Origin of the sequence: Streptomyces sp. NPDC055962 (genome assembly GCF_042270185.1) — a bacterium.
GTDB lineage: Bacteria > Actinomycetota > Actinomycetes > Streptomycetales > Streptomycetaceae > Streptomyces.
In genome coordinates this window covers 503719-528579 of sequence record NZ_JBHJYN010000005.1, presented here as the reverse complement: position 1 = coordinate 528579, position 24861 = coordinate 503719, and the positions used below count along the sequence as shown (strand labels likewise).

Here is a 24861-nt window from a genome sequence, read left to right as displayed (position 1 = left end):
CGGGCGGCAGGGGGTGGGTGGTCGGGCCGGGGACGCTCACGAGGCGTCCTTGCGGTCCGCGGCCATGCCCGCCGCGTCCAGCAGGGCCGTGCCCACTATCAGGTCGGCCCCGCCGAATTCGTGGTCCTCGAGCGGGGTGCCGTCGTCGACGGCGAAGAGCAGCCTGCGTTCGCCCTGGCGGTAGGCCGTCCCGACCGGCGGGCTCGCCGCGTGGACGGCGAGCAGGGCGACCAGGTAGGGCAGCTCGGGATCGCGCAGCCGGGCCTCCGCGAGGAGTCCGGAGAGCCGGCGGGGAACGTCGTGCTCCAGGTCGAGCAGCTCCATGGCGTGGGCGAGCTGTTCCTCGCTGAACCGGCTGTCGTCCGGGGTGGCGATGAGGTCGGGCTCGGGCATCTCGGCGCCCAGGTGCTCGCGCTCCACCGGGGGCATCAGCAGCAGGTCGACGAGGTCGCCGACCCGGACCGAGGTGGGTGTGCGCAGCCCGGTGCCGTGCGCGAAGAACGCGTCGGTGGCCCGGGTGGCCTGCTCGACGGGGAGCGGCAGCAGGGGGGCGACGAGCTGTCCGTACAGGTCGAGGCCGGCCCGCGCGGTGGGGGCCGCGAAGGCCTGCCGGTCCTGCTCGGCGCGGAAGAGCGGCCCCGCCTCCAGCAGCCTGGACTGGAGCTGGGTGTGGCGGCGGATGCAGTCCTTGACGATGTCGACGAGTTCGGCGGCGCGGCGCTTGTGCTCGGGTTCCTCCGCCTCGTCCCTGGCCTTGCGGATGTTGGTGAGGATCGCGTTCTCGTGGCGGTACCGGTCGGCGACGTGGTCCAGCGCCTCGGTGATCATGTCGGGCACGGCGTTGAGCCAGTCGACGGCGCGGACGTTGCGCCGGGTCGCCTCCAGCGTCCTGCGGAGCGTCTCGGCGTACTGCACGGTGCGGTAGCGGGCCTGTTCGGCGGCGAGCTGCGCGTCGGCCAGGCGGCCCCTGCTGATGAGGACCTCCAGCTTCACCTCGGCGGCGATCTGGGCGCTCGTGACATCCGTGTCGAGGGCCCCGACGAGGACGTTGACCGCCTCGTCGGTGGCGCGGAGGTAGACGGTGCCGCCGTGACCGGGGACTTCCTCGATGAGCTTGAAGTCGTAGTCCCTGCGGACGTAGACGCCGTCGGGGCCGAAGGTGCCGTAGACCGCGCGGAAGCCGCGGTCCACGCTCCCGACGTTGATCAGGTTCTCCAGGACCCAGCGGGCGACCCGCTCGTGCTCGGCGACGGGCCGGCGCGGCGCCTGGGCCGCGACCCGCGGGAGGAGCCTGGCCACTATCTGGTCGTGGTCGGCGCCCGTGTCGAAGTCCATGTTGAGGGTGACGAGGTCGATCGCGGCGAGGGCGACCTCGGCCATCGCGTAGACCGTGTACTCGCCCGCCAGATTGGCCTTGCGCACGTCGAGGTCGTGCAGGGGCGCCGTGCAGGCGAGCGCGCGCAGCCGACGCGAGAGCCCCTCGTCGGCGGCGGGGCCCGGAGCGGGCCTCGGCCCCGCGCTGAGCTGCGGCGCAGCGGTGTGGGTGTCGGCAGGCGAAGTCACGCTGCACAGATTAGGTCCTCGCACCGACAACGGTCGAAACGGCGCAGAAGCGACCGGTCACGGACGCCCGTATCCGCCGCCTCCGGGGGTGCGCAGCACCAGGACGTCGCCTGCCTCCAGCTCGGCGGTGTCGCACCCTTCGAGCGGGGTGACCGACCCCCCGTGCGCGCGTTCGACGTACTGCTCGCCGAGGGCTCCCGGGCCGCCTCCCGCCATGCCGTACGGGGGGACCCGGCGGTGCCCCGAGAGGAGGGCGACGGTGACGGGTTCGAGGAAGCGGAGCCTGCGCTCCACCCCGCGTCCGCCGTGCCACCGGCCCGGCCCGCCGCTGTCCGCGCGTACGCCGAAGCTCTCCAGCAGCACCGGGTGGCGCCACTCCAGGACCTCGGGGTCGGTGAGCCGCGAGTTGGTCATGTGGGTCTGCACGGCGTCCGCGCCGTCGAAGCCGTCGCCGGCGCCGGAACCGCTCGCGACCGTCTCGTAGTACTGGACCCGGTCGTTGCCGAAGGTGAGGTTGTTCATGGTGCCGGAGCCCTCGGCCTGGACGCCCAGGGCCGCGTAGAGGGCGCCGGTGACGGCCTGGGAGGTCTCGACGTTGCCGGCGACGGTCGCGGCCGGGTGGACGGGGGCCAGCATCGATCCCTCCGGGACGCGGATGTCCAGGGGTTTCATGCAGCCGCTGTTCAGGGGGATGTCCTCCTCGACGAGGGTCCGGAACACGTAGAGCACGGCGGCCATGACCACGGAGGTGGGCGCGTTGAAGTTGCCGGGCTGCTGCGGGGAGGTTCCCTCGAAGTCGAGGACGGCCCGGCGCGCGTCGCGGTCGACGGTCACACGCACCGCGATGACGGCGCCGCCGTCGGTCTCGTAGCGGCAGGAGCCGTCGTGCAGCCCGGCCACGATGCGGCGTACGGACTCCTCGGCGTTGTCCTGGACGTGACCCATGTACGCCTCGACGACGTCCTGCCCGAACTGCCGTGTCATGCTGCGCAGTTCGGTGATGCCCTTCTCGTTGGCGGCGATCTGGGCGCGCAGGTCGGCGAGGTTGGTGTCCGGGTCGCGCGAGGGGTGCGCGGCGGTGGTGAGCAGGGTCCGGGTCTCCTCCTCGCGGAGGGCGCCGTCGCGCACCAGCAGCCAGTTGTCGAAGAGGACGCCCTCCTCGTCGACCGTGCGGCTGAAGGCGGGCATGGAGCCGGGGGTGATGCCGCCGATCTCGGCGTGGTGGCCGCGTGAGGCCACCAGGAAGCGGAGCCGGGGCCCCTGCCCTCCGCCGGGCTCGTCGGCGTCGAACACGGGCGTCACGACGGTCACGTCGGGCAGGTGCGTACCGCCGTGGTACGGGTCGTTGACGGCGTACACGTCCCCGGGGCGAAGGGTGTCCCCGTTGCGCCGGAGCACCTCCTTGATGGTCTCCCCCATGGACCCCAGGTGGACCGGGATGTGAGGGGCGTTGGCCACCAGGTTGCCGTGGGCGTCGAACAGCGCGCACGAGAAGTCCAGCCGCTCCTTGATGTTGACGGAGCGGGCCGTGTTCTCCAGCCGTACGCCCATCTGTTCGGCGATCGACATGAACAGGTTGTTGAACACCTCGAGCATGACCGGGTCCACCCGCGTACCGACGGCGGTCCGCCCGGGTCCGGGGTCCACCCGGTGCAGCACGAGGTGTCCGGCCGGTCCCACCGCGGCCTGCCAGCCGGGGTCGACCACGGTGGTGGCGTCGTCCTCGGCGACGAGGGCCGGGCCGCACACGGTGTCCTCGGGGCGCAGTGTCTCCCGGCGGTACAGTCCGGCCTCCCGCAGACCGCCCCCGGAGGACATCGTGACGGTGTCCAGGGGCCGGAGCGGTCCGCTCCGGGTGCCCGCGACAGCCCGGGGCGGGCTGTGCGTCCCGGCCGTTCCGGTGGCTTCCACGGAGACGGACTCGACGACCAGGGGCTTGTCCGCCGTGAATCCGTACCGCGCCCGGTGGACGTCGGTGAACTCCTCGGTCATGGCGGCCACGGTCCCGTGGGCGACGGGCAGGGCGGCGTCCGTCCCCTCGTAGCGCAGGAGGATCCGCGCCCGGGTGGTGATGTCGCCGTCGGGGACGCCGTCGACGCGGAGTTCGGCCCGGGTGCGCTCCGCCAGGCCGTCCCGGACGGCGTCCACCCGGGCCGCCGTCCCTTCGTCGAGCCGGGCCTCGACGGACTGCTCGCGCATCGCGGTGGCGTCGGCGAGGCCGATCCCGTACGCGGAGAGGACTCCGGCGAGCGGCGGGACGAGGACGGTGTCGATGCCCAGGGCGTCGGCGACGGCGCAGACGTGCTGTCCGCCGGCGCCGCCGAAGCCGGTCAGCGCGTAGCGGGTGATGTCGTGACCGCGCTGGACGGAGATCTTCTTGACGGCGTTCGCCATGTTCAGGACGGCGATCTCCAGGAAACCGGCGGCCACCTCGGCTGCGGTGCGCCGGAGTCCCGTGGCGGCCGACACCTCCTCCGCGAGTTCCTCGAAGCGCTCCGTGACGAGGGCCGCGTCGAGCGGCCGGTCGCCCGTGGGGCCGAAGACGGCGGGGAAGTGCTCCGGACGGATGCGCCCGAGCATCACGTTGGCGTCGGTGACGGTGAGGGGACCGCCCCGCCGGTAGCAGGCCGGGCCGGGGTCGGCCCCCGCCGAGTCGGGGCCGACCCGGTACCGGCGGCCGTCGAAGTGCAGGACGGAACCGCCGCCGGCCGCCACGGTGTGGATGCTCATCATGGGCGCGCTCATCCGCACGCCCGCCACCTGGGTGCCCAGCTCGCGCTCGAACTCCCCCGCGTAGTGGGAGACATCGGTGGACGTGCCGCCCATGTCGAAGCCGATCACCCGGTCGTGGCCCGCCTGCTCCGAGGTGCGCACCATGCCGACGACGCCCCCGGCGGGACCGGAGAGCACCGCGTCCTTGCCCCGGAAGTGCGCGGCCTCGCGCAGCCCGCCGTTGGACTGCATGAACATGAGCCGGATGCCCGCGAGTTCGCCTGCCACCTCCTCCACGTAGCGGCGCAGGATCGGTGAGAGGTAGGCGTCGACGACGGTCGTGTCGCCGCGCGGCACGAGCTTGATCAGCGGGCTGACCTCGTGCGAGCAGCTGATCTGGGTGAAACCGGCAGCCCTGGCCTCCTCGGCGACCGCCCGCTCGTGGTCCGGGTACCGGTAGCCGTGCATGAGCACGACGGCCGCGCTGCGGATCCCGTCCCCGGCGGCCGCCCTCAGCCGCTCCGCCACGGCGGCGCGGTCGAGCTCCTTCACGACCGCGCCCCGGGCGTCGGTGCGCTCCGGGACCTCGACGACCCGGTCGTACACGGCCTCGGGGAGCAGGATGCGGCGGTCGAAGAGGCGCGGCCGGTTCTGGTAGGCGATCCGCAGGGCGTCGCGGAAGCCTTCGGTGATGACCAGGACCGTGGGTTCGCCCCGTCGCTCGAGGAGTGCGTTGGTGGCGACGGTCGTGCCCATCTTGACGCCCGCGACCCGGTCGGCGGGGACCTGGTCGCGGGGGCCGAGACCGAGCAGCAGCCGGATTCCGGCGACGGCCGCGTCGCGGTAGCGGTCCGGGTCGTGCGACAGAAGTTTGCGGGAGACCAGCCGGCCGCCGGGGTCACGTCCCACGACGTCCGTGAAGGTGCCGCCACGGTCGATCCAGAACTCCCAGCGTCCTGTCATCCCTCCATTCTGGCGCGGGGGACGAACCCGTGCAGAAGCCGCGTACGCGGCAGGGCTTCCAGCGCCTCGCGCAGCGCTTCCTCGGCCCGTTCGTCGAGCCGTCGGCTCGTGCCGCGCGCCCGGTGTCCGGCCTCGGCCGCGGCGAGGCCCAGGAGCTGCGGCAGCAGGTCCGTGCTGCGCCGGACCAGCCAGCCCGTTCCCTCGATGGCCAGCCAGCGGGCGCCCGACAGGCGGGTCGGCGGCGGCCGCAGCGGTTCGCGGCCGGGCGGCGGGCCGAGGGCGAGCCCCCGTTCGGCCAGCGGACGGTGGAAGGCGGCGGCCAGCCGGCGGTGTCCCCGCTCCGCGGGGTGGAGCCGGTCGACGCTCCACAGCGAGCGGTCCCCGGTCCAGGCCCGGTCCGCGGCGTGCACATGGACGGTGCCGTAGCGGAGGGACAGGGCGTGCACCACGGCGTTGACCGCCTGCTGGCGCCGCGCCAGCGGGCGGCGCAGCGGGCCCGGGAGCCCCAGCGCGGTGCCGGGGTCGGGCAGACACGCCGTCAGGAGTACGGCGCCTCCTCCGGCGAGCAGGGCGCAGACCTCGTCGAGCCGCACGGCGAGACGGCGGATGTCGAAGGAGCGGCGCAGGGTGTCGTTGACCCCGACCACCACCGAGGCGATGTCCGGCCGGAACTCCGCCGCGGCGGCGGCCTGGTGGGCGTGGACGTCCGCGGAGAGCGCACCGGCGACGGCGAGGTTGCGGAACTCCACGCCCTGCCCCGTCTCGCCCAACCCCTCCGCGAGGAGGGCGGCCCAGCCCCGCCAGCCGCCGGGAACCGGATCGCCGATGCCCTGGGTCAGCGAGTCCCCGAGCGCGGCGAAGCGCACGGTGGCACGGGCGGGTACGGCAGATACGGGTGAGGCACGTACGGCTGGTACGGATACGGCGGATACGGGTGCGGCACGTACGGCGGGTACGGGTACGGCGGGCGCCGGGTGGTCCGTGGCCCTCAGGCCTTCTGCCGCGGGCGCCGTCACGCCGGCCAGCGCGCCGCGGGCGGGCGCGGGGGCCGGCACGCGCGGCGCCGTCGCCCCGCTCACCGCCGCACCTCCAGGGCGCCGTGCCGCCGCGGCACGTCGTGGGCGCCCAGGAACGCCGCCACCGAGCGGTCCCAGCCGAAGAGCGAGGCCCGTGCCCGTGCCGCGGCCCTGCGCTCCCCTTCCGGCCTGGCGAGCAGCTCCTGGAGTGCGGCCGCGAACGCCGGGCCGGTGTCGGCGGCGGCGAGCCCGGCCGAGCCGATCACCTCCGGCAGGGCGGACGCGGAGCTCGCCACCACCGGGGTGCCGCAGGCGAGGGCCTCCAGGGCCGACAGCCCGAAGGTCTCCGCCGGCCCCGGTGCGAGGCACAGGTCGGCGCCGGCCTGGAGACGGGCCAGCCGCGCGCGGTCGCGTACGTGGCCCAGGAATTCGGCGGGCAGCCGCTCCGCCCGTGCCCTGCGCTCCAGCTCCGCGCGCAGCGGACCGTCACCCGCCACCACGAGGGACGCGCGCACGCCCAGGCGCCGCAGCACCGCCAGGGCGTCGAGCGCCCGGCCGGGCCGCTTCTCCACGGAGAGCCGCGAGCCGAGCAGCAGCAGCACGTCCTCGCCGCGCAGATGGTGCGCGCGCAGTTCCGTGCTGCGCAGCCCCGGACGGAACTGCCTCAGGTCGACCCCGAGCGGCGCCCGCACCACGTTGCGCACGCCGATGCGCAGGAACTCGCGCTCGGCCCACTCGGTGGTGCAGACGACGCGGGTGTAGGCGTGGGCGCTGCGCGCGTTGAGCTGGTCGGCGGTCCGTCGCGCCGCGCCCGGGGGGACGCCCCAGGTGCGGAGCACCCCGTCGGCCGTCTCGTGGGACACCATGACGGCGGGGACCCGGGCGCGCCGGGCCCATTCCCCCGTCCATCGCAGCGTGGTCCGGTCGGACACCTCCAGACGGTCGGGGCGCAGGTCCTCCAGGAGGCGCCGGAGCCGTCCGCGGTGGGCCAGCACCCGGTAGCCGCCGGTGCCCGGCAGCTCCGGACCCGGCAGCGTGAGGACTCTGCCCTGCGGGGTGTGCACGTCGCTCGCGGTGGCTCCGGGGACGACCAGCACCGGCTCGTGGCCCGCCGCCCGATAGCCGCGCCCCAGCTCGTCCAGCGCGGTGCGCAGTCCGCCGGAGGCAGGGGTCACGAAGTTCGCCAGCCGCACGATCCTGAAGGCGCCGGGGGCGTGCCCGTTCATGCGGCCACCGCCGTCCGGCCGCGCAGGACCTTGTCGTAGTGGCCCAGGAGCTGGTCGCCGACCGCTTCCCAGGTACGGCCCTCGACCGCGGCCCGCGCGGCCCTCCCGAACGCTTCGGCGCGCGCGGGGTCCGCGACGAGTGCGGCGACCGCGTCGCGTACGGCCTGCGCGTCGTGGGGCGGTACCAGGAGCCCGGTGCGCCCGTGGGCGACGAGGTCGAGGGGGCCGCCGGCGGCCGGGGCCACCACCGGGACCCCGGAGGCCATGGCCTCCTGCACGGTCTGGCAGAAGGTCTCGTACGGCCCCGTGTGCACGAAGACGTCCAGCGAGGCGAAGAAGCGCGCGAGGTCCGTCCCCGTGCGCCGCCCCAGGAAGACGGCGCCGGGGAGCGCCGCACGGAGCGAGGGCTCGCTCGGTCCGTCGCCGACGACCACGACGCGCACCCCCGGCAGCGTGCAGGCCCGGGCGAGGAGTTCGACGTGCTTCTCGGGTGCGAGCCGGCCGGCGTAGCCGACGATCTTCTCCCCGCCCGGGGCGAGGGCCCGGCGAAGTGCCTCGTCCCGCAGGCCGGGACGGAATCGCACGGTGTCCACTCCGCGCGGCCACAGGCGCACGCGCCGTACACCGTGGTCGATGAGGTCGCGCGAGGCCGCGGACGAGGGTGCGAGGGTCAGGTCCGCCGCGTCGTGCACGGCGCGCAGGCGGCGCCAGGCGGCACCCTCCCCGGTGCCCAGATAGGTGCGGGCATAGCCGGCCAGGTCGGTCTGGTAGACGGCCACGGCGGGCAGTCCCAGCCGGGCGGCGACCGCCATTCCGCGCACGCCGAGGACGAACGGTCCGGCCAGGTGGACGAGTTCGGCGCGGTGACCGGTGAGTGCGGCGGCGAGCCTCCGGCCGGGGAGCGCCACGCGGACCTGCGGGTAGCCGGGGAGGGGGAGCGAGGGGACGCGCACCACCGGACAGGGGTCGTCCGTGTGCGAGGAGTCGGTGGAGCCCGTCGCCCCGGCCGGGGCTATGACGAGCGGCTGGTGACCGCGGGCGACGAGGTGCCGGGCGGTCTGCAGGGTGCAGTGGGCCACACCGTTGACATCGGGCGGGAAGGATTCGGTGACGATGACGACACGCATACGGGTGTTGTCGCCGCGCCGGACGTGCCTTGGCCGACGTGGATCTTTCCGCCCGGGAAACGTCCCATGGCGTTTGCGCCGCGCCCCCCGGCGCGGCATCCGGGCCCCCGGGGCGCCGGCTCAGACGGCGGGCGCGTCCGGTCCGATCCTGCTGCGGACCGCGGTCTGGACCTCGGCCTCCTCGGCAGGGTCGGCGGCGAGCCGCCTCAGCCGTTCGGCGACCCTGATGTCACCGGTCTCGGCATGGTGCGCGGCCAGTTCCCGGGTGGTCTCCTCGCAGTCCCAGAGGCATTCGACGGCGAATCCGCTGGCGAAGGACGGGTCGGTGGCGGCCAGCGCCTGGGCGGCCCTGCCCCGCAGGTGCGAGGAGGACGTCTCCCGGTAGACGTGGCGCAGGACGGGTGCGGCGCAGGCGATGCCGAGGCGGCCCGTGCCGTCGACGAGGGTCCACAGGCGCGGGGCGTCGGGGCCCTCGCCCCGGACCGCCTCACGCAGGGCGGCGAGGACGAGCGGCGCGTCCTGGACGGATCCGCGGCAGGCCAGCACCCCGGACGCCGAGGCTCCGAGGGTGTCGGGCCGGTGCGCCCAGCGCCGGGCACGGTCGACGGCCGCCTCTCCGCACATGCGCTCGAAGGCGGCCACGGCCGCGTCGGCGACGGTGCGGGACGGGCCGGCCGCAGCCTGTTCGACGAGGTCGAGCACGGCTGGGTCGCCGGCCTCCGCCAGATAGTGGAGGGCGGCGCAGCGCGCGCCCTCGGAGCCGCTGCGGGCCGCCTCGACGATCAGGGGGCGGTCCTCGGCCCCGGCGACGGCCGAGAGGCAGCGTGCCGCGGGGACGTGGAGCGCGCTGCCGCGCTCCAGGCCCTCCTGGGCCCAGTCGAAGACGGCCTGGACGCTCCAGCCCGGCCGTGGTCCGCCCGGCCGCATCTGGCGCTGCCAGCGGTCGAAGGAGCCCTGCTCCGTCGCCGCCCTGACACGGCCGCCCACAGCTTCGCGCGGGTCGTCGGCCCAGAGCCGCCAGGGCCGGGGCTCGAAGGCGTCACGCACGGCGGCCGCCAGGCCGGCGGAGCCCTCGGCGTCGGCGGGGAACCGGGCGAGCACCGGCTCGGCGAGGGAGCGCAGCCCTGCGTCGTCGTCGCGCAGGGCCAGCTCGTCGAGCGCCCACGCCCAGTTGGCCCCGGTCGCGGCGTAGCGGCGCAGGAGTGCGAGGGCGTCGTCGCGTCCGTAGGAGGCGAGGTGTCCGAGCACGGAGAGCGCGAGGCCCGTGCGTGAGTCGTCGGTGTCGAGGTGGTCCTCGGGGTCCCACAGGTGGCGTTCGATCTCCTCGGTGCCGCCGTCGAGATCGAGGTACAGGCGCGCGTAGTAGAGGGAGCGGTTCTCGACCTGCCAGTCGTGGCGCGGATCGCTCAGGACGCAGTGGTGGAGAGCCGCGAGGGCCTCGGGGCGGGGGGCGGCCAGCGCGTGGAGCGTGCCGTCTCCGCGGCCCCTCTGCAGCAGGCCGAGCAGGGTGCCGCTCGGCGCTATGAACGGATCGAACATGGGGAAAGCCTCACATCAAGCTGTCGACGCAACCGGGACTGTGCTGTTCCATGTGCCGGGGTGACATCCCCTAGGCCGCGCAGCAACATGATCGGCCGACCGCCGTCTTCTGCCTGGTGCTCATCTTCCTCTGCCTCTCGTCGGTGGTCCGGATCGGACCCGCGACGTCATGATGACCCAGCCATTTCGCCGACGCGACCACATTTACGACGCACCGGCCGGCCGGCGGCCCGGGCCGCGTCTCAGCGCGCACCGAAGAGTTCCAGCAGGTCGTCCTTGCCGAACATGCGCGCGGTGTCCACCGCGGACGGTGTCCCGGCGGCCGGATCGGCCCCTGCGGCGAGCAGCGCGTCGATCACGTCGCGCTCCCCCTTGAAGACGGCCCCGGCCAGGGGGGTCTGTCCGCGGTCGTTGGCCCGGTCCGGGTCGGCACCGCGGCCCGCGAGAGCGACGACGGCCGGCGCGTGCCCGTGGTAGGCGGCGAGCATCAGCAGCGAGTCGCCCCGGTCGTTGGTGAGGTTCGCGGGGACTCCCGCGTCGACGTAGGCGGCGAGGGCGTCGCTCTCGCCCCGGCGGGCGAGGTCGAAGACCTTGGTCGCCAGCTCGACCACCTCGGGATCGGGGGTTTCGCTCATCGGACGGACCGCCTTCCATTGCCGTTGTGGCCGTTCCCGACCTGGTGGGGGTACGGCGGGAGGGCCGTACGAGTGAATCGACAGGGTACTGCTCCGGGGCAGTCGTCAGCCTGCCCGGCCGCGGCGGAAGATCACGCCGAGGACGCCGCTCTCCGGCGGGAACGGGGCCGGAGGGGCTCAAGGAACTCCCGGGCAAGGCATTTTCGCCCACCGGTCGAGTGAAATGGATCGCTATTCACTCAGTTGCACCTTTTATCGTATAGGTACATCTTGTGATCCTGGAAGTACTCATGGTGACTGTCCCCATCAACCAGGAGAACCGCTCATGATCCTCTCCATCTCCGGCGTGGTCCTGCTCGGCATCATCGCCTTCCTGTTCTTCAAGAAGGACGGACTCAAGGCCTCCCACGGCCTCATCTGCGCGCTGTTCGGCTTCTACCTGGCCGGCACCGCCATCGCCCCGAGCATCACGGCCGGCGGGGCGAGCCTCGCCAGCATGCTCGGCGGAATCAAGTTCTGACGCTCCGAAACCGCTCCCACCTCTTCAGGAGACCGACGTGGCCAGGCGACCACTCCCCCGCATCCTCAAGGGCGGCAGCGCCTCGATCACCCGCAGCCGGGAGTTCGCGCGCACGGCCGCCGACAACGCCACCGACGTCCTCCACCCGCTGATCACGGTCACCCGTGGGCTGCGGCTGCTGGTGGGAGCGGGGCGGCAGAAGTGGGCCGTGACGCCCAAGGACCGGCGCGGGCACGTGCTGTTCCTCGTCGCGGCCTGCGTACTGGCGCTGGCGCTCATCCCCTACGGGCCCCTGCTGGCCCTCGTCTCGGTGATGGGCGCCGCCGCTTGGCGGGGGCGCGACCGCACCCCCGCCAAGACCGGCCCGGACGAGGCGGAGACCGCACGGCTCCGGGCACTGTACGAGGCGCTGGTGCCGCACTTCTCCGTGACCGACGACCCGGGTCCGCTCTTCTCCCACGGAGGCGACTGGGAGAAGGCCTTCGGCACGTCGTACGTCTTCGACGGCGACGGCCGCCTCACCCGGCTCCAGGTGGACTACCCGGCCTACTTCACCGACGGCGACCCCGCGTCCCGGGACCGGGTCGAACAGGTGCTCCACGCCAAGTCCGGCCGGGGCCGCGAGTACCACTTCGCGTGGGACGAGGAGGGCAACCACCTCCTCATGACCGTGCTCGCCGCCCTCCCCACGACCATCGCCGCCCAGCGCTTCGTCACCGCGCCCGGCGAGACCGTGCTCGGCTTCACCGACGCCGACGCGGTCCGCCGCACCGTCCCGGTCCAGGACGGCGACACGACGCGTGACGCCTCTCCGGTGATCTGGCGGACCGGCGCCCGTTCGACGGAACCCCATCTGCTGGTCGCCGGGCACCCCGGCAGCGGCACCACGACACTGATGCGCTCCCTCGCCCTGCAAGCCCTCCAGCACGGCGACGTCCTCGTCGTGGAGGGCGGCGGCACCGGCGAGTACGGCTTCCTGGCCGGCCGCGACGGCGTACTGGCCGTGGAGTGCGGGCTGGCCGGCGCGCTCGCCACGCTCGAATGGGCCGCGCACGAGACCGAGCGGCGCCTCATCGCCGCGAACCGGGCCCGCCAGGCCGGGCACCCCGAGCCCGAGGACATCAAGCGCCCCCTCTGGATCCTGCTGGACCGCCCGAGCGCGCTGGGTCACCTGGCGGCCGCCGACGGCCGGCAGGACCCGCAGGAACTGCTCCAGGTACCACTGCGGCACGGCCGCGCCGCCGGCGTGACGGTCGTGGTGGCGGACCAGTTCGACAGTCTGGACGCCCTCACCGAGACCGTACGGACCCACACCAGGGCGCGGGTCGTCCTCGGCCCGGCGGACCGGGAGCAGATCGAGTCGGTCCTGGGCACCCGGCCGCACACCACACCCACCCAGGACGTCCCGCCCGGCCGCGGCTACACCCGGCTCGGCGCCGGGGAGGTGCTGCGGCTCCAGGTGCCGGCCACACCCGACCCCTTCGACGAGGCCACGAGCGAGGCGCACCGCCAGTCGGTGCTCGACCTGCTGCCCGGTGGCGCGCCGGTCGTGGAGCAGGCCGCGCCGGAGGCGGGCGTCGCACCCCTGTCCGCGCACGGCGACCGGCTGATCGGGGCTCCGGCCACCGCGGAGGGGTGACCCCGGGTCCGCCGCCCGGACGGCGGACCGGGGCGCTGGCGCCTCAGGCCACGAAGGTCCGGGGCGCCTCCGCTCCCGCGCTCGCCCCGGAACCCACCAGGTCGGCGGCGGCGGCCAGCCGCAGCGCCGCCTCGTCGGCCACCGGGCCGCCCACGGTGAAGGGCAGCCGCACATACCCCTCGAACGCCCCGTCGACCCCGAACCGGGGCCCCGACGGGACGCGTACGCCGACCCGCTCGCCCGCCACGGCCAGCCGCGAGCCGGAGAGTCCGCCGGTGCGGACCCAGAGGGTGAGACCGCCGCGCGGAACCCCGAACTCCCACTCCGGCAGCTCCCTGCGCAGCGCCTGCACCAGGTCGTCCCTGTTCTCCCTCGCCTGCCTGCGCCGCACCGCGACGGCCTGCTCCCAGCCGCCCATCCGCAGCAGCCAGTTGATGGCGAGCTGTTCCAGCACCGGTGTCCCCATGTCGGCGTAGGCGCGGGCCGCGACCAGGCTCCGGATGACGTCCGGCGCCGCCCGCACCCATCCGATCCGCATGCCCGCCCAGAAGGCCTTGCTCGCCGATCCGACGGTCAGGACGGTGCTGCCCGCCGGATCGAAGGCGCAGACCCTGCGCGGCATCTCGACATCCGCGTCCAGGTGCAGTTCGTGCATCGTCTCGTCGACGACCAGGACCGTGCCCGCGGACCGCGCAGCTTCGACGAGGGCGCGGCGCTGCTGCTCGTCGGCCAGCGCCCCGGTGGGGTTGTGGAAGTCCGCGACGACGTAGGCCAGCCTCGGCGCGGCGTCCCTCAGGACCTGCCGCCAGCGGTTCATGTCCCAGCCGCCGAGCCCTTCCTCCATCGCCACCGGCACCAGCCGGGCGCCCGCCTCCCGCATGAGCTGGAGGATGTTGGCGTAGCTCGGTGACTCCACGGCGATGCGCTCACCGCGTCCCGCGAAGAGGTGGCAGATGGCGTCGATCGCGCCCATCGCCCCCGTGGTGACCATGATCTGCTCGGGCATCGTGGGGATGCCGTGCCCGGTGTAGCGGTCCGCGATCATCTGCCGCAGCGCGGGCAGGCCGGCCGGGTAGTCGCCATGGGTGTGGGCGTACGGTGGCAGCTCCTCCAGCGCCCCCTGGACGGCCCGGGTCAGCCACGGCTCGGGGGCGGGCAGCGAGGCGCATCCCAGGTCGATCATCGAGCCGAGCGACTCGGGCGGCAGGGGTTCGAGACCGCGGGCGGGCAGCGGGTTGCCCGCGGGGACGGCGGTCCAGCTGCCCGCCCCGCGGCGCGACTCGAGGAACCCTTCCGCCCGCAGCGCCTCGTACGCGGCGGCGACGGTGGTCCGGCTGAGGGAGAGGGCGAGCGCGAGCTCCCGCTCGGCGGGCAGGCGGGCGGCGACCGGCACCCGGCCCTCCAGGACGAGGAGGCGCACACCGTCGGCGAGGGCGCGGTAGGCGGGAGGCTTGCGGACTCCCGGCGGGAGCGGACGCGCCTGCTGGCCCTGGAGCTGACGGGCGAGCTGCGCCGCGCCGACGGTCGAAGTCCACTGCGCCATGTAAATCAGTCCACCTTCCTCGGATTGGCCGTAGTTGGAAGCCAATCCCCCGCCACAGAGTGACATGCAGCAGTCCACTATCACCACACAGGGGGCACCACTTGTCCGACATCACCGCCCGGAGCGGCACCCGGCTCACCCGGCGGCTGACCCATCTGTACGTGGGCCTCGCCCTGTACGGAGCCAGTTCGGCGCTCCTGGTCCGCGCGGGGCTGGGGCTCGAGCCCTGGGGGGTGCTCCATCAAGGGCTCTCCGAGCGGACCGGCATCTCCATCGGCGTCGTCTCGATCATCGTCGGCGCGGTCGTCCTGCTCCTGTGGATCCCCCTCAGGCAGCGCCCGGGGCTCGGCACCGTCTCCAACGTCTTCGCGGTGGGCATCGCGATGGACGGCACGCTCGCCCTCGTCCCTGACGTGCACGGCCTCGGCGCACGGATCCCGCTGATGGCCGCGGGCATCGTGCTCAACGGCGTCGCCACCGGCCTGTACATCTCCGCGCGCTTCGGCCCGGGGCCGCGCGACGGCCTGATGACGGGCCTGAACCGGCTCACCGGCCGTTCCATCCGGCTGGTGCGTACGGCGATCGAGGTCGCCGTGGTCCTGACCGGCTTCCTGCTCGGCGGGTCGCTGGGCGCCGGCACGGTCCTCTACGCCCTGGCCATCGGGCCGCTCGCCCAGTTCTTCCTGCGCTTCTTCGACCTCTCCGCGCCCGAGGCCCGCACGGTGCCCGTTGCCGGCCGGACACCCCGAGGGGCGATACTTCCGCGGTGAACGCAGCGACTCCGGGGCGCCACCCCTATCTGGACCATCCCTCGACGATCCCCTTCGCCCACCGGGGCGGGGCGGCGGGCGGGGCGGAGAACACCGCGGCCGCGTTCCGGCGCGCGGCCGACGCCGGCTACCGCTACTTCGAGACCGACGTGCACACCACGGCCGACGGCCGTCTGGTCGCCTTCCACGACCCGACACTGGACCGGGTGACGGACGCGCGCGGCCGGATAGCCGAACTGCCGTGGAGCGAGGTGAGCCGGGCGCGGGTGGCGGGCATCGAACCGCTGCCGCTCTTCGAGGAGCTGCTGGAGGAGTTCCCGGACGCCCGCTGGAACGTGGACATCAAGGCGGAGCGCGCGCTCGCCCCGCTCATCGGACTGATCCGCAGGACCGGCGCCTGGGACCGGGTGTGCGTGGGCTCGTTCTCGGAGGCGCGGGTGGCCAGGGCACACCGCCTCGCGGGCCCCCGCCTGGCCACCTCCTACGGGGTGCGCGGGGTGCTCGCCCTGCGCCTGCGCTCCTTCGGCATACCGGCCGCGCTCCGGGCGGGCGCGGTCTGCGCGCAGGTCCCGGAGAGCCAGAGCGGCATCCGTGTCGTCGACCGGGCCTTCGTGCGCACGGCGCACGCGCGCGGCCTCCAGGTCCATGTCTGGACGGTGAACGAACCCGATCGGATGGCCGCACTCCTGGACCTCGGGGTGGATGGCATCATGACCGATCACATCGAGACGCTGCGCACGGTGCTGAGCGAGCGGGGGGCCTGGACCTGACGCCGGGACCCGCCGCGTCGGCACGGGACGAACGAGGGGGCGCGGCGTGAGCACCGGTACCGCAGAGAAGGCGGATCCGCCCGGACGGCCGGACGGGGCCGCCGAACGCAGGCGGGAGCAGCGCGGCTGGTACTTCTACGACTTCGCGTGCTCCGTCTACTCCACCACCGTCCTCACGGTCTTCCTCGGCCCCTATCTGACGTCCGTGGCGAAGGCGGCCGCCGACGCGGACGGGTTCGTGCATCCGCTGGGCATACCCGTGCGGGCCGGCTCGCTCTTCGCGTACGCGGTGTCGGTGTCCATCGTCGTGGCGGTGGTCGTCATGCCGGTCGCGGGCGCGGCGGCGGACCGTACCGGGCGCAAGAAGCCGCTCCTCGCGGCGGCGGCCTACACGGGGGCGACGGCCACGGCCTGCATGTTCTTCCTGGAGGGCGACCGCTATCTGCTGGGCGCCTTCCTGCTGATCGTGGCGAACGCGTCGATCTCCGTGTCGATGGCCCTGTACAACGCCTATCTGCCGCAGATCGCGGGCCCGGAGGAACGGGACGCGGTCTCCTCGCGCGGCTGGGCCTTCGGATACACCTCGGGCGCCCTCGTCCTCGTCCTGAATCTGGTCCTCTACACGGGCCACGCGTCCTTCGGCCTGTCCGAGTCCGACGCGGTCCGGATCTGCATCGCTTCGGCCGGCGTGTGGTGGGGGGCCTTCACCCTCGTACCGCTGCGGCGGCTGCGGGACCGGCGGGTGACGCCCGGCGGTGACGGGGCGGTGGGCTCCGGATGGCGGCAGCTGCGGGCGACGCTGCGCGACATGCGCCGCCATCCGCTCACCCTGGCCTTCCTGCTCGCCTATCTGGTCTACAACGACGGCATCCAGACGGTGATCTCCCAGGCCTCCCTGTACGGCTCCGAGGAGCTCGGCCTCGACCAGACGACGTTGATCACGGCGGTGCTGCTCGTCCAGGTGCTCGCGGTGGCGGGGGCCCTGGGGATGGGGCGACTCGCCCGGGTGTACGGGGCGAAGCGGACGATTCTCGCCTCGCTCGCCGTCTGGACGCTCATCCTCGCCGCGGCGTACGTGCTGCCGGCCGACGCGCCGGTGTTCTTCTACACCCTGGCGGCCGCGATCGGGCTGGTGATGGGCGGGAGCCAGGCCCTCTCGCGGTCGCTGTTCTCGCACCTGGTGCCGCGCGGGAAGGAGGCCGAGTACTTCTCCGCGTACGAGATGAGCGACCGGGGGCTCAGCTGGCTGGGGCCGCTGGTCTTCGGTCTGGGCTATCAGCTCACCGGCAGCTACCGGGATGCGATCCTGTCCCTGGTGCTCTTCTTCGCGCTCGGTTCGGTGCTGCTGGCGAGGGTCCCCGTGCGGACCGCGGTGGCCGCCGCGGGCAATCCCGTGCCGGACAGGATTTAGACGTCGAAGTGAAAGGCCGGTAGTGTACGCCTTTGGTGTGCCCGGAGGACCGTTACTGCGAACCGAAGAAGTCAAACCGTTGGGTGACAACTTCGACAAGAGGTAGCAAACCGGGCACCGGTGGGTAGGAGACCCAGACCAAGCAGCGGCACGACGGACGACGCATGACCGGCGACGGGAATCTTTACCGCCGACCGGACGTTGACCGGATGACGACGACAGCGACACCTGTCCTGTGGGCGACAAGCCCGGGAGGCACGATTCATGAGTGAGCGAGCTCTCCGCGGTACGCGACTCGTGGTTACCAGCTACGAGACGGACCGCGGCATCGATCTGGCCCCGCGCCAGGCGGTGGAGTACGCATGCCCGAACGGACATCGATTTGAGATGCCGTTCTCGGTAGAGGCGGAAATTCCGGCGGAGTGGGAGTGCAAGGCGTGCGGCGCCACGGCACTCCTGGTGGACGGGGATGGCCCCGAGGAGAAGAAGGGCAAGCCCGCGCGTACGCACTGGGACATGCTCATGGAGCGGCGTACCCGCGAGGAGCTGGAGGAGGTGCTGGCCGAGAGGCTGGCGGTCCTGCGCTCCGGCGCCATGAACATCGCTGTGCACCCGCGTGACAGCAGGAAGTCTGCCTGACCGCGTACCACCGCAGAGATCAAGAGCCGCGGGCCGCGACACAGCACATGTGTCGCGGCCCGCGGCTCTTCGCGTACGAGCGCCGTCCGGGTGACGACGACGCGGCCCCGGCCCCTCCGTGTCCGGGAGGGCCGGGGCCGCGTCGCGTTCCCGGGCCGTCAGTTCTCAGGGGATCAGCGGCGGGCGGCCGGCGGACGGGCCGTCGTCGGGGCGGGGCCGCCCCGGAGTGCCGTCCTCACGGATGACCTCACCCTGGACCACCTTGCCGTCCGGCCGGTGGATCCGGGCCTGCTGGAAGGCGTCCGAGAGGCCGCCGGGCGCCGACTGCCTCATCCGGCGCTCCAGGGAGCGTTCCGTGGAGCGGCGGAGCACCGAGCGGACCGGAGGCAGCAGGAGCAGGAGTCCGGCCACGTCGGAGATCATGCCGGGGATCATCAGGAGCAGACCGCCCAGCATCAGGAAGCCGTTGCCCCGGCTGCCGGCGGGGGCCGTCTGCGGCGGGGTGGCGGGGGCGCCGGGCTGCCCCGGCATCTGCTGCAGGGTCTCGGTGAGGTTGCGGAAGGCGCGGCGGCCCGCGCGCTTGATCACCGCGGCGCCGAGCACGGCACCGGCGACCAGGATCAGCAGCACGGTGAAGCCGTTCGACGCACCGGCCACGAGCGTCAGCAGCCAGATCTCCAGCACCAGCCAGGCGGCGATGCCCAGCGGCAGGAGGGTACGGGCGCGTGAGCGCCGTGGACGGTTCGGAGGCGGAGTGCCGGTCGTCATGCCCCCAGTGTGCCTGTACGGGCGTGCATGCGGCGTAAGGGGGTGATCATGAGGCAGCCGGCCGGCCCCGGCGGGACGGTCAGGGGGCCTTGCGCCCCAGAACCTTGTTGGCGCGGCCGGTGATGCCCCAGCCGGTGACCCTCCACAGGGCCTCGACGAGGATGTCGCGGCTCATCTTGGAGTCGCCGATCTCCCGCTCCATGAAGGTGATCGGCACCTCGACGACGTGGTAGCCCGCCTCGACGGCCCGTCGGGCCAGGTCGACCTGGAAGCAGTAGCCCTGCGAGGCGACCTCGTCGAGGCCGAGTCCGTCCAGCGTCTCCGTACGGAAGGCCCGGTAGCCGCCGGTGACGTCCCGCACCGAGAGACCCAGGAGCATCCGGGAGTAGAGGCTGCCGCCGCGCGAGATCATCTCGCGGTGCCTGGGCCAGTTGACGACCCGGCCGCCGGGAACCCAGCGCGAGCCGAGGACCAGGTCGGCGCCCTTCAGCGCGGTGAGGAGCCGGGGCAGTTCCTCGGGCTGGTGGGAGCCGTCCGCGTCCATCTCCACCAGGACGCCGTAGCCGTGCTCCGAGCCCCAGCGGAAGCCCGCCAGATAGGCGGCGCCCAGGCCCTCCTTGCCCTTGCGGTGCAGGACGTGCACATGGCTGTCGCCGGCCGCGAGCTCGTCGGCGACCTTGCCGGTGCCGTCCGGGCTGTTGTCGTCGGCGACGAGGATCTCCGCTTCCGGAACGGCGGCACGTACACGCGCGACGATGAGCTTGACGTTCTCGGCCTCGTTGTAGGTCGGAATGATCACCAAGACTCTGCCGAGCGGGCCGAACTGCCTCTGACCGCCGCCGTCGTTCACTACTGCCCCTTAAAGTCCGTACGCAGGTGCACACCATATCCAGCGCGACAGGGCCGGACTCCGACGCGGTGGCGGGGCGGCGTGTGCGGCGCGGACAGAAGCGTGGAACTGCGGACAGAAGGACCGCCGCACTGCGGATCGGGGCCCGGCGTCCTTCGGGCCGACCTGGGACCCGCTGGCTGCGGGTCGACCGAGAGCCGTTGTCTACTGAACCTCCGGGCCCCACCCGGGTCGCACCTGCCGTCCGGACGAAACCTTCCCTCGCCCCCGAGGCGCGGGCGCTGAACCTGGCTGTCAGTGGTGGTGCGCCGGTGCGGCACACCACCCCATGACCCAGCGGCGTTCGACGACTGCGTGGAGGTTTGACCGGTCGGACGTCCAGTGGTGGACCCGGCCGAACCTACCGGCCTCCGGGCGCTTTCTGTCAATACTCCTCCGACCTGCGGTTTCTCCCGAAAGCACCAGGTCAGTGCGGAGGACGCGCAGGTCGTGGCGGAGTCCCCGCGCCTTCGATCGGCGGTACGGAATACACGGACGTCACTCGTTCGGTCGTACGTAGACAGTTTGTCCGAAGACCACGGTGCGCAGGCAGACCGGAAGCTCGGTTCCGGGTGTGAGGTCGGGGAGGCCGGGGGTGCCTGAACGGGGATCCGTGGACCATCGCGCCACCCGGTCGTCCGGGGCCTGGACCAGGAGTTCACCGGTGCGCCAGACGGCGTAGTCGGCCGGGGCACCCGGCACGAGCACACCGCCGTCGTCGCGGCCGACGGCCCGCCAGCCGCCCCTCGTGTGGGCGGCGAAACCGGCGCGCACGGAGACCCGGTGGCCGGGCGTGCGGTGGTGGGCCGCAGCCCGGACGGTCCCCCACGGGTCCAGCGGGGTGACCGGGCTGTCCGAGCCGAAGGCGAGGGGCACACCGGCGCGCAGCAGCGCCGCGTACGGGTTGAGGGTCGCGGCGCGCTCCGCGCCCAGACGCCGGGCGTACATGCCGTCGGGGCCGCCCCAGGCGGCGTCGAAGGCCGGCTGCACCGAGGCGGTGAGGCCGAGTTCGGCGAAGGCCGCGACGGTCTCGGGCGTGAGCATCTCCGCGTGTTCCACCCGGTGCCGCGCGGCCCGGATCCGTGCGAGCCCGAGGGTCTCGGAGGCGGCGCGGACGCCCGCCACCACGGCGGAGACCGCCGCGTCGCCGATGGCGTGGAAACCGGCCTGGAGTCCCGCCTCGGTGCACGCCGTCACATGAGCGGCGATCCCGGCAGCATCGAGCCGCCCGGTGCCGGTGTGCGGGGCGTCGGCGTAGGGCTCGTGGAGGAGGGCGGTGTGCGAGCCGAGGGAGCCGTCGACGAACAGGTCACCGGCCGCCCCGACGGCGCCGAGCTCACGGATCCTGGCGGCTCCCTTCGCGTCGCCGATGTGCTCGGCCCAGTAGCCGAAGACCCGGGGGCCGGGCTGCTCGGCGGCGAGCTCCAGGAGGCCGGCGAAGTCCTCCTCGTCCGAGATCTCAGGGCCCGCGCACTCGTGCACCGTGCCGATGCCGAGCGAGGCGGCGTGGTCCAGGGCGGCGCGCTGCGCCTGTGCCCGCTGCCGGGGCGTGACGGCACCGTGGGCGGCCGCCCGCACCGCGTGGTGGGCGTCACCGGTCAGGGGGGCGTCGGGGTGGTAGCCGGCCAGCGTGGTCACGCCCGGGACGAGGTCCAGGAGGGCGGTGGTCACCACGGCGGAGTGCACGTCGACGCGGGGCAGGTAGACGGCTCTGCCGCCGGCCGCCTCGTCGAGTTCGCCGCGCGACGGTGGCCGCTGCTCGGGCCAGCGGGCCGCGTCCCATCCATGGCCGAGGACGACCCCGTCCGCGCTGCGGCCGTTCACGAACGCACGGACGAGCGCGAGGGCGTCGGCGAGCGTGCGGGCACCGGAGAGGTCCAGCCCGGTGAGGGCGAGCCCGGTCGACGTGGTGTGGACGTGCGAGTCGGTGAAGGCCGGGGTGACCAGGGCCCCTTCCAGGTCGATCACCTCGTCGACACCGCTCGCGAAGGCGTCGGCCGCCCCCTCCGAGCCCACCCAGGCCACATGCCCCCGCTCGACGACCATCGCGGTGGCGAACGGATCGGCGGGGCTGTGGACGTCTCCACCGCGCAGCAGCACGGTGCGGTGTTCGCTCTGGGGGGCGGTGCTCTCGGTCATGGGACCAGTCTCCCGCCTGCCGGAACCGGTTCCTCCCCCGCCCCCTCCGCCACGCCGGGCGGGGCGCCTCAGATACGGGGCGGCCGCGCCTCGTAGGGCGTGGAGAGGACGACGGTCGTGCGCGTGGAGACGCCGGCCAGCGTCCGGATGCGGGTGAGCAGGTGCTCCAGCTCCAGCGGGCTGGCACACCGGACCTTGAGGATGTAGTTCTCGTCGCCCGCGACGCTGTGGCACGCCTCCAGCTCCGGCACACCGGCGAGCCGCTCGGCGATGTCGTCGGGGGCGCTGGGGTCGAAGGGTTTCACCGAGATGAACGCGGTGAGGGGCAGGCCGACGGCCTCGGGGTCGACGACCGCGGCGTAGCCCCGGATCACCCCGCGCTGCTCCAGCCGGCGGACACGCTGATGAACGGCCGAGGTGGACAGGCCGGTGGCCTTGCCCAGGTCGGTGTAGCTCATCCGCCCGTCCTTGACGAGCAACTCCACAATCTGACGGTCCAGCTCCTCCATGCGGATCAACCTATGCCCCGGGTCCCTCCAGGCACAGCCGCAGGACCCCCGGAAGGGCACGTTCGAGGGGCATGTGACGAATGCCACAAGTTTACGGGTGGGTAGCCGACGACCACGCGGTTACAGCCGACTTCCCGCGGGAAGTGCTTGCTGTGGCCGAGGCCGTGGCGCCATGTCGGCCCACCCGAGGGGGGAAAGATCCATGCAGAGCCTGAAGCTCACCGGACGTATCGATGCGGAGTCCGGCGCATACGCCGACCAGGACGAGGACGCCGTTCCCGACGCGTACGACACACTCGAGATGTACCGGGTGGTCTGCCCGGACTGCGCCCAGCCGATCGCCCTGCTGGCGGACGAGGACGTGCTCCCCGAGCACGCACTGTGCCCCACCCCGTGGAACCCCTTCGTGCTCACCGTGTGCCCCGGCACCGGCCGTGACGCCTCCCGTGCCCGCCCGGCCGACGAGTCGCTCGAGGCCCAGGAGCAGGAGACGGCGCTGCTGTTGACGCTCCCCCAGGGGCTCGACTGGCGGATGCAGCCCTTCTCGCACGCCGGCGGTCCGGGGTCGCGCCCCCTGCGGTACGTGCCGCAGACGCAGCGGCACGCCGCCTGACGCCCCGCTCCGGGCCACGACGGGCCCGTCGTGGCCGGTGGCCTCCGGCGCGGCAGTGTGGCGCGTACCGGAGGAACGGGAGCGCGAATCGGCCGGACAGTGACCGGGGACCCGGCAGCGGCGTTGGCCCTGTATGACCACGCTGCATCCAACGGCCGGGCCCGTGCGCCGCCGTCTCGCCGCTCCGCCGTCCGGAGAATCGGTTCCGCAGCCCGGACCGCCCCGGGATCCCGCAGGGCAGGCCGTGCCGCACCTCACGGACACGCCCATCTACCGGGCCGTGCTGGGCCATTGGGAGAGCACGGGCCGGACCCTGCCGGGCCGCCAGGACCAGGAGTGGAACCGGATCATGACGACACCGGTCTGGTCGGACCGGCCCGTCCGGATCAGCGCGTCTCGGGACCCGCGAGGTGACGGGCGATGACCATGCGCTGGATCTGGTTGGTGCCCTCGACGATCTGCAGCACCTTGGCCTCGCGCATCAGCCGCTCGACCGGGAAGTCGAGGGTGTAGCCGTAACCGCCGAGCACCTGGACCGCGTCGGTGGTCACCTGCATGGCCGCGTCGGTGCAGAACAGCTTCGCCATCGCCGCCTGGCGGGAGAACGGCAGGCCGGCGTCACGGAGGCGTGCCGCCTCCAGGTAGAGCGCGCGGCCCGCCTCGATCCGGGTGGCCATGTCGGCGAGCATGAAGCGCAGCCCCTGGAAGTCGGCGACGGGGCGGCCGAACTGCTGCCGGTCGGTGGCGTATCGGACCGCCTCTTCCAGGGCTGCCTGGGCGACGCCGACGGCACACGCCGCGATGCCCAGCCGCCCCGAGTCGAGTGCGGAGAGGGCGATGGCGAATCCCTGCCCCTCCTCGCCGAGCCGGCGGTCGCCGGAGATCCGCACCCCGTCGAAGTGCAGCTGGGCGGTGGGCGAGCCCTTCATGCCCATCTTCTTCTCGGGCACGGCCGCTTCGAGCCCCTCGGCGTCGCCGGGGACGAGGAAGGCGGTGATCCCGCGCGGGCCGTCCTCCCCGGTCCGGGCCAGGACCGTGTAGAAGTCCGCGACGCCGCCGTGCGTGATCCATGCCTTGGTGCCCGTGAGCACCCAGTCCTCGCCGTCCCGTACGGCCTTCGTGCGGAGCGAGGCGGCGTCGGAGCCCGAGGAGGGCTCGGAGAGGCAGTAGGCGCCGAGCAGGCCGCCGGAGAGCATCGCGGGGAGGTGTGCGGCCCGTTGCTCCTCGGTGCCGTATCCGGCGAGCGCGTGGCAGGCCAGCGAGTGGACGCTCACCCCGAGGCCGACGGTGAGACGGGCCGCGGCCAGCTCCTCGAGCACCTGGAGGTAGACCTCGTACGGCTGGTCGCCGCCGCCGTGGGCCGAGTCGTACGGCAGTCCGAGCAGCCCCGCTTCGGAGAGCAGAGTGAAGACCGGGCGGGGGAAGACTCCCGCTTCCTCCTCCTCGGCCGTCCGGGGAGCGATTTCCTTCGACACGATGTCGCGTACGAGCTCGACGAGCTGCCGGGACTCCTCGGTGGGCAGACGGCGTTCCACCGGCTGCGGGGCACGGTCGGACATGACGGCGCTCTCCTCCCTGTCGGGCGTGACGGCGGTCGCTCGCGCGGGGTGTGCGCGGCACCGCCGGACGGTCCCGGGCGTTGCCCGGAAATCTACGGCTCCGCAGCCGATCCTGCCTTCCCGGATCACGGGAGGCGCTGGCCAGCGGCTGTGGCGCGTCGAGTATGCCCGATCGGAGCGCACACGTCACTGGTCGGCGGACTCCGTGATCAGGGAAATTGGTCCGAACCATTGACCTGAATGGTCTAGTCCATCTACGGTCTCGCCCAATGCCTCACCGCGTTCATGTCAATAGCACGGACCCGGCGGCA

Annotated in this window: 20 protein-coding genes; 7 read left to right on the top strand and 13 right to left on the bottom strand. The window is 73.4% G+C overall.

The genetic code is table 11. The features are described from left to right. Nucleotides 1-36 precede the first annotated feature (36 nt). From ACFC51_RS18530 to ACFC51_RS18500, 7 genes are all read right to left on the bottom strand, one after another. A complete protein-coding gene (locus tag ACFC51_RS18530; protein WP_376377596.1) occupies nucleotides 37-1563 on the bottom strand; it encodes a hypothetical protein in 1527 nt (508 codons plus the stop codon). A 57-nt stretch (nucleotides 1564-1620) separates the two neighbouring features. Continuing rightward, nucleotides 1621-5238: a hydantoinase B/oxoprolinase family protein gene (locus tag ACFC51_RS18525; protein ID WP_376529637.1), complete on the bottom strand. Its 3618-nt coding sequence runs from the start codon at nucleotides 5236-5238 to the stop codon at nucleotides 1621-1623. Beyond that, the gene (locus tag ACFC51_RS18520; protein ID WP_376529680.1) at nucleotides 5235-6104 is read right to left on the bottom strand and encodes an SGNH/GDSL hydrolase family protein; all 870 of its coding nucleotides are present in this window, start codon (nucleotides 6102-6104) and stop codon (nucleotides 5235-5237) included. The genes ACFC51_RS18525 and ACFC51_RS18520 overlap by 4 nt, the downstream gene beginning before the upstream one ends. A gap of 209 nt (nucleotides 6105-6313) precedes the next feature. Beyond that, nucleotides 6314-7480 carry a glycosyltransferase gene (locus tag ACFC51_RS18515; RefSeq protein ID WP_376529635.1) on the bottom strand — a complete coding sequence of 389 codons (1167 nt, stop codon included), beginning with the start codon at nucleotides 7478-7480 and terminating at the stop codon, nucleotides 6314-6316. Then, nucleotides 7477-8607 carry a glycosyltransferase family 4 protein gene (locus tag ACFC51_RS18510; RefSeq protein WP_376377590.1) on the bottom strand — a complete coding sequence of 377 codons (1131 nt, stop codon included), beginning with the start codon at nucleotides 8605-8607 and terminating at the stop codon, nucleotides 7477-7479. The genes ACFC51_RS18515 and ACFC51_RS18510 overlap by 4 nt, the downstream gene beginning before the upstream one ends. Nucleotides 8608-8727: 120 nt before the next feature. Next, nucleotides 8728-10146: a HEAT repeat domain-containing protein gene (locus tag ACFC51_RS18505; RefSeq protein WP_376529633.1), complete on the bottom strand. Its 1419-nt coding sequence runs from the start codon at nucleotides 10144-10146 to the stop codon at nucleotides 8728-8730. A gap of 242 nt (nucleotides 10147-10388) precedes the next feature. Then, the gene (locus tag ACFC51_RS18500; RefSeq protein WP_376529631.1) at nucleotides 10389-10781 is read right to left on the bottom strand and encodes an ankyrin repeat domain-containing protein; all 393 of its coding nucleotides are present in this window, start codon (nucleotides 10779-10781) and stop codon (nucleotides 10389-10391) included. A gap of 325 nt (nucleotides 10782-11106) precedes the next feature. On the opposite strand from ACFC51_RS18500, the gene ACFC51_RS18495 reads away from it, so the two are divergent. After that, entirely contained in the window at nucleotides 11107-11301 is a 195-nt protein-coding gene (locus ACFC51_RS18495; RefSeq protein ID WP_056787333.1) for a hypothetical protein, read from the top strand. A 37-nt stretch (nucleotides 11302-11338) separates the two neighbouring features. Next, nucleotides 11339-12940 (top strand): hypothetical protein, encoded by a 1602-nt coding sequence (locus ACFC51_RS18490; RefSeq protein WP_376529630.1) that lies wholly within the window; start codon nucleotides 11339-11341, stop codon nucleotides 12938-12940. Between the two features lie 43 nt (nucleotides 12941-12983). Here the strand turns inward: ACFC51_RS18490 and ACFC51_RS18485 are convergent, their stop codons facing one another. Beyond that, nucleotides 12984-14483, bottom strand: coding sequence for a PLP-dependent aminotransferase family protein (locus ACFC51_RS18485; protein ID WP_376529628.1), 1500 nt, complete (start codon nucleotides 14481-14483; stop codon nucleotides 12984-12986). A 101-nt stretch (nucleotides 14484-14584) separates the two neighbouring features. Here ACFC51_RS18485 and ACFC51_RS18480 point away from each other — a divergent pair, with 101 nt between their 5' ends. From ACFC51_RS18480 to ACFC51_RS18465, 4 genes are all read left to right on the top strand, one after another. Beyond that, nucleotides 14585-15253 carry a YitT family protein gene (locus ACFC51_RS18480; RefSeq protein WP_376377580.1) on the top strand — a complete coding sequence of 223 codons (669 nt, stop codon included), beginning with the start codon at nucleotides 14585-14587 and terminating at the stop codon, nucleotides 15251-15253. Next, the gene (locus ACFC51_RS18475; RefSeq protein ID WP_376529625.1) at nucleotides 15250-16023 is read left to right on the top strand and encodes a glycerophosphodiester phosphodiesterase family protein; all 774 of its coding nucleotides are present in this window, start codon (nucleotides 15250-15252) and stop codon (nucleotides 16021-16023) included. Before ACFC51_RS18480 ends, ACFC51_RS18475 begins: the two co-directional genes overlap by 4 nt. 46 nt (nucleotides 16024-16069) lie before the next feature. Continuing rightward, nucleotides 16070-17434, top strand: a complete 1365-nt coding sequence (locus ACFC51_RS18470; RefSeq protein ID WP_376377576.1) for an MFS transporter — start codon at nucleotides 16070-16072, stop codon at nucleotides 17432-17434. Nucleotides 17435-17698: 264 nt separating this feature from the next. After that, nucleotides 17699-18073: an RNA polymerase-binding protein RbpA gene (locus ACFC51_RS18465; protein ID WP_078598328.1), complete on the top strand. Its 375-nt coding sequence runs from the start codon at nucleotides 17699-17701 to the stop codon at nucleotides 18071-18073. A gap of 165 nt (nucleotides 18074-18238) precedes the next feature. Here ACFC51_RS18465 and fxsA read toward each other — a convergent pair whose 3' ends face one another. From fxsA to ACFC51_RS18445, 4 genes are all read right to left on the bottom strand, one after another. Continuing rightward, the gene (fxsA, locus tag ACFC51_RS18460; protein WP_376376793.1) at nucleotides 18239-18841 is read right to left on the bottom strand and encodes an FxsA family membrane protein; all 603 of its coding nucleotides are present in this window, start codon (nucleotides 18839-18841) and stop codon (nucleotides 18239-18241) included. Between the two features lie 79 nt (nucleotides 18842-18920). Further along, complete coding sequence (locus ACFC51_RS18455) at nucleotides 18921-19691, bottom strand: polyprenol monophosphomannose synthase (protein WP_376376795.1); 771 nt, start codon at nucleotides 19689-19691, stop codon at nucleotides 18921-18923. A gap of 537 nt (nucleotides 19692-20228) precedes the next feature. Beyond that, complete coding sequence (locus ACFC51_RS18450) at nucleotides 20229-21869, bottom strand: amidohydrolase (RefSeq protein ID WP_376529622.1); 1641 nt, start codon at nucleotides 21867-21869, stop codon at nucleotides 20229-20231. 68 nt (nucleotides 21870-21937) lie between these two features. Further along, nucleotides 21938-22378, bottom strand: coding sequence for an Lrp/AsnC family transcriptional regulator (locus ACFC51_RS18445; RefSeq protein ID WP_329226512.1), 441 nt, complete (start codon nucleotides 22376-22378; stop codon nucleotides 21938-21940). Nucleotides 22379-22580: 202 nt separating this feature from the next. Here ACFC51_RS18445 and ACFC51_RS18440 point away from each other — a divergent pair, with 202 nt between their 5' ends. Next, nucleotides 22581-22991, top strand: a complete 411-nt coding sequence (locus ACFC51_RS18440; RefSeq protein WP_376529620.1) for a hypothetical protein — start codon at nucleotides 22581-22583, stop codon at nucleotides 22989-22991. A gap of 386 nt (nucleotides 22992-23377) precedes the next feature. Here ACFC51_RS18440 and ACFC51_RS18435 read toward each other — a convergent pair whose 3' ends face one another. After that, on the bottom strand, nucleotides 23378-24550 hold the full coding sequence (locus tag ACFC51_RS18435) for an acyl-CoA dehydrogenase family protein (RefSeq protein ID WP_376376801.1): 1173 nt from the start codon (nucleotides 24548-24550) through the stop codon (nucleotides 23378-23380). Nucleotides 24551-24861: the final 311 nt, after the last annotated feature.

Bases quoted from the DNA above. Each gene is read 5' to 3' on its own strand.
- ACFC51_RS18525 (WP_376529637.1), bottom strand. From the start codon at position 5,238: ATGACAGGACGCTGGGAGTTCTGGATCGACCGTGGCGGCACCTTCACG.
- ACFC51_RS18515 (WP_376529635.1), bottom strand. From the start codon at position 7,480: ATGAACGGGCACGCCCCCGGCGCCTTCAGGATCGTGCGGCTGGCGAAC.
- ACFC51_RS18510 (WP_376377590.1), bottom strand. From the start codon at position 8,607: ATGCGTGTCGTCATCGTCACCGAATCCTTCCCGCCCGATGTCAACGGT.
- ACFC51_RS18505 (WP_376529633.1), bottom strand. From the start codon at position 10,146: ATGTTCGATCCGTTCATAGCGCCGAGCGGCACCCTGCTCGGCCTGCTG.
- ACFC51_RS18500 (WP_376529631.1), bottom strand. From the start codon at position 10,781: ATGAGCGAAACCCCCGATCCCGAGGTGGTCGAGCTGGCGACCAAGGTC.
- ACFC51_RS18495 (WP_056787333.1), top strand. From the start codon at position 11,107: ATGATCCTCTCCATCTCCGGCGTGGTCCTGCTCGGCATCATCGCCTTC.
- ACFC51_RS18485 (WP_376529628.1), bottom strand. From the start codon at position 14,483: ATGGCGCAGTGGACTTCGACCGTCGGCGCGGCGCAGCTCGCCCGTCAG.
- ACFC51_RS18465 (WP_078598328.1), top strand. From the start codon at position 17,699: ATGAGTGAGCGAGCTCTCCGCGGTACGCGACTCGTGGTTACCAGCTAC.
- fxsA (WP_376376793.1), bottom strand. From the start codon at position 18,841: ATGACGACCGGCACTCCGCCTCCGAACCGTCCACGGCGCTCACGCGCC.
- ACFC51_RS18450 (WP_376529622.1), bottom strand. From the start codon at position 21,869: ATGACCGAGAGCACCGCCCCCCAGAGCGAACACCGCACCGTGCTGCTG.
- ACFC51_RS18445 (WP_329226512.1), bottom strand. From the start codon at position 22,378: ATGGAGGAGCTGGACCGTCAGATTGTGGAGTTGCTCGTCAAGGACGGG.
- ACFC51_RS18440 (WP_376529620.1), top strand. From the start codon at position 22,581: ATGCAGAGCCTGAAGCTCACCGGACGTATCGATGCGGAGTCCGGCGCA.
- ACFC51_RS18435 (WP_376376801.1), bottom strand. From the start codon at position 24,550: ATGTCCGACCGTGCCCCGCAGCCGGTGGAACGCCGTCTGCCCACCGAG.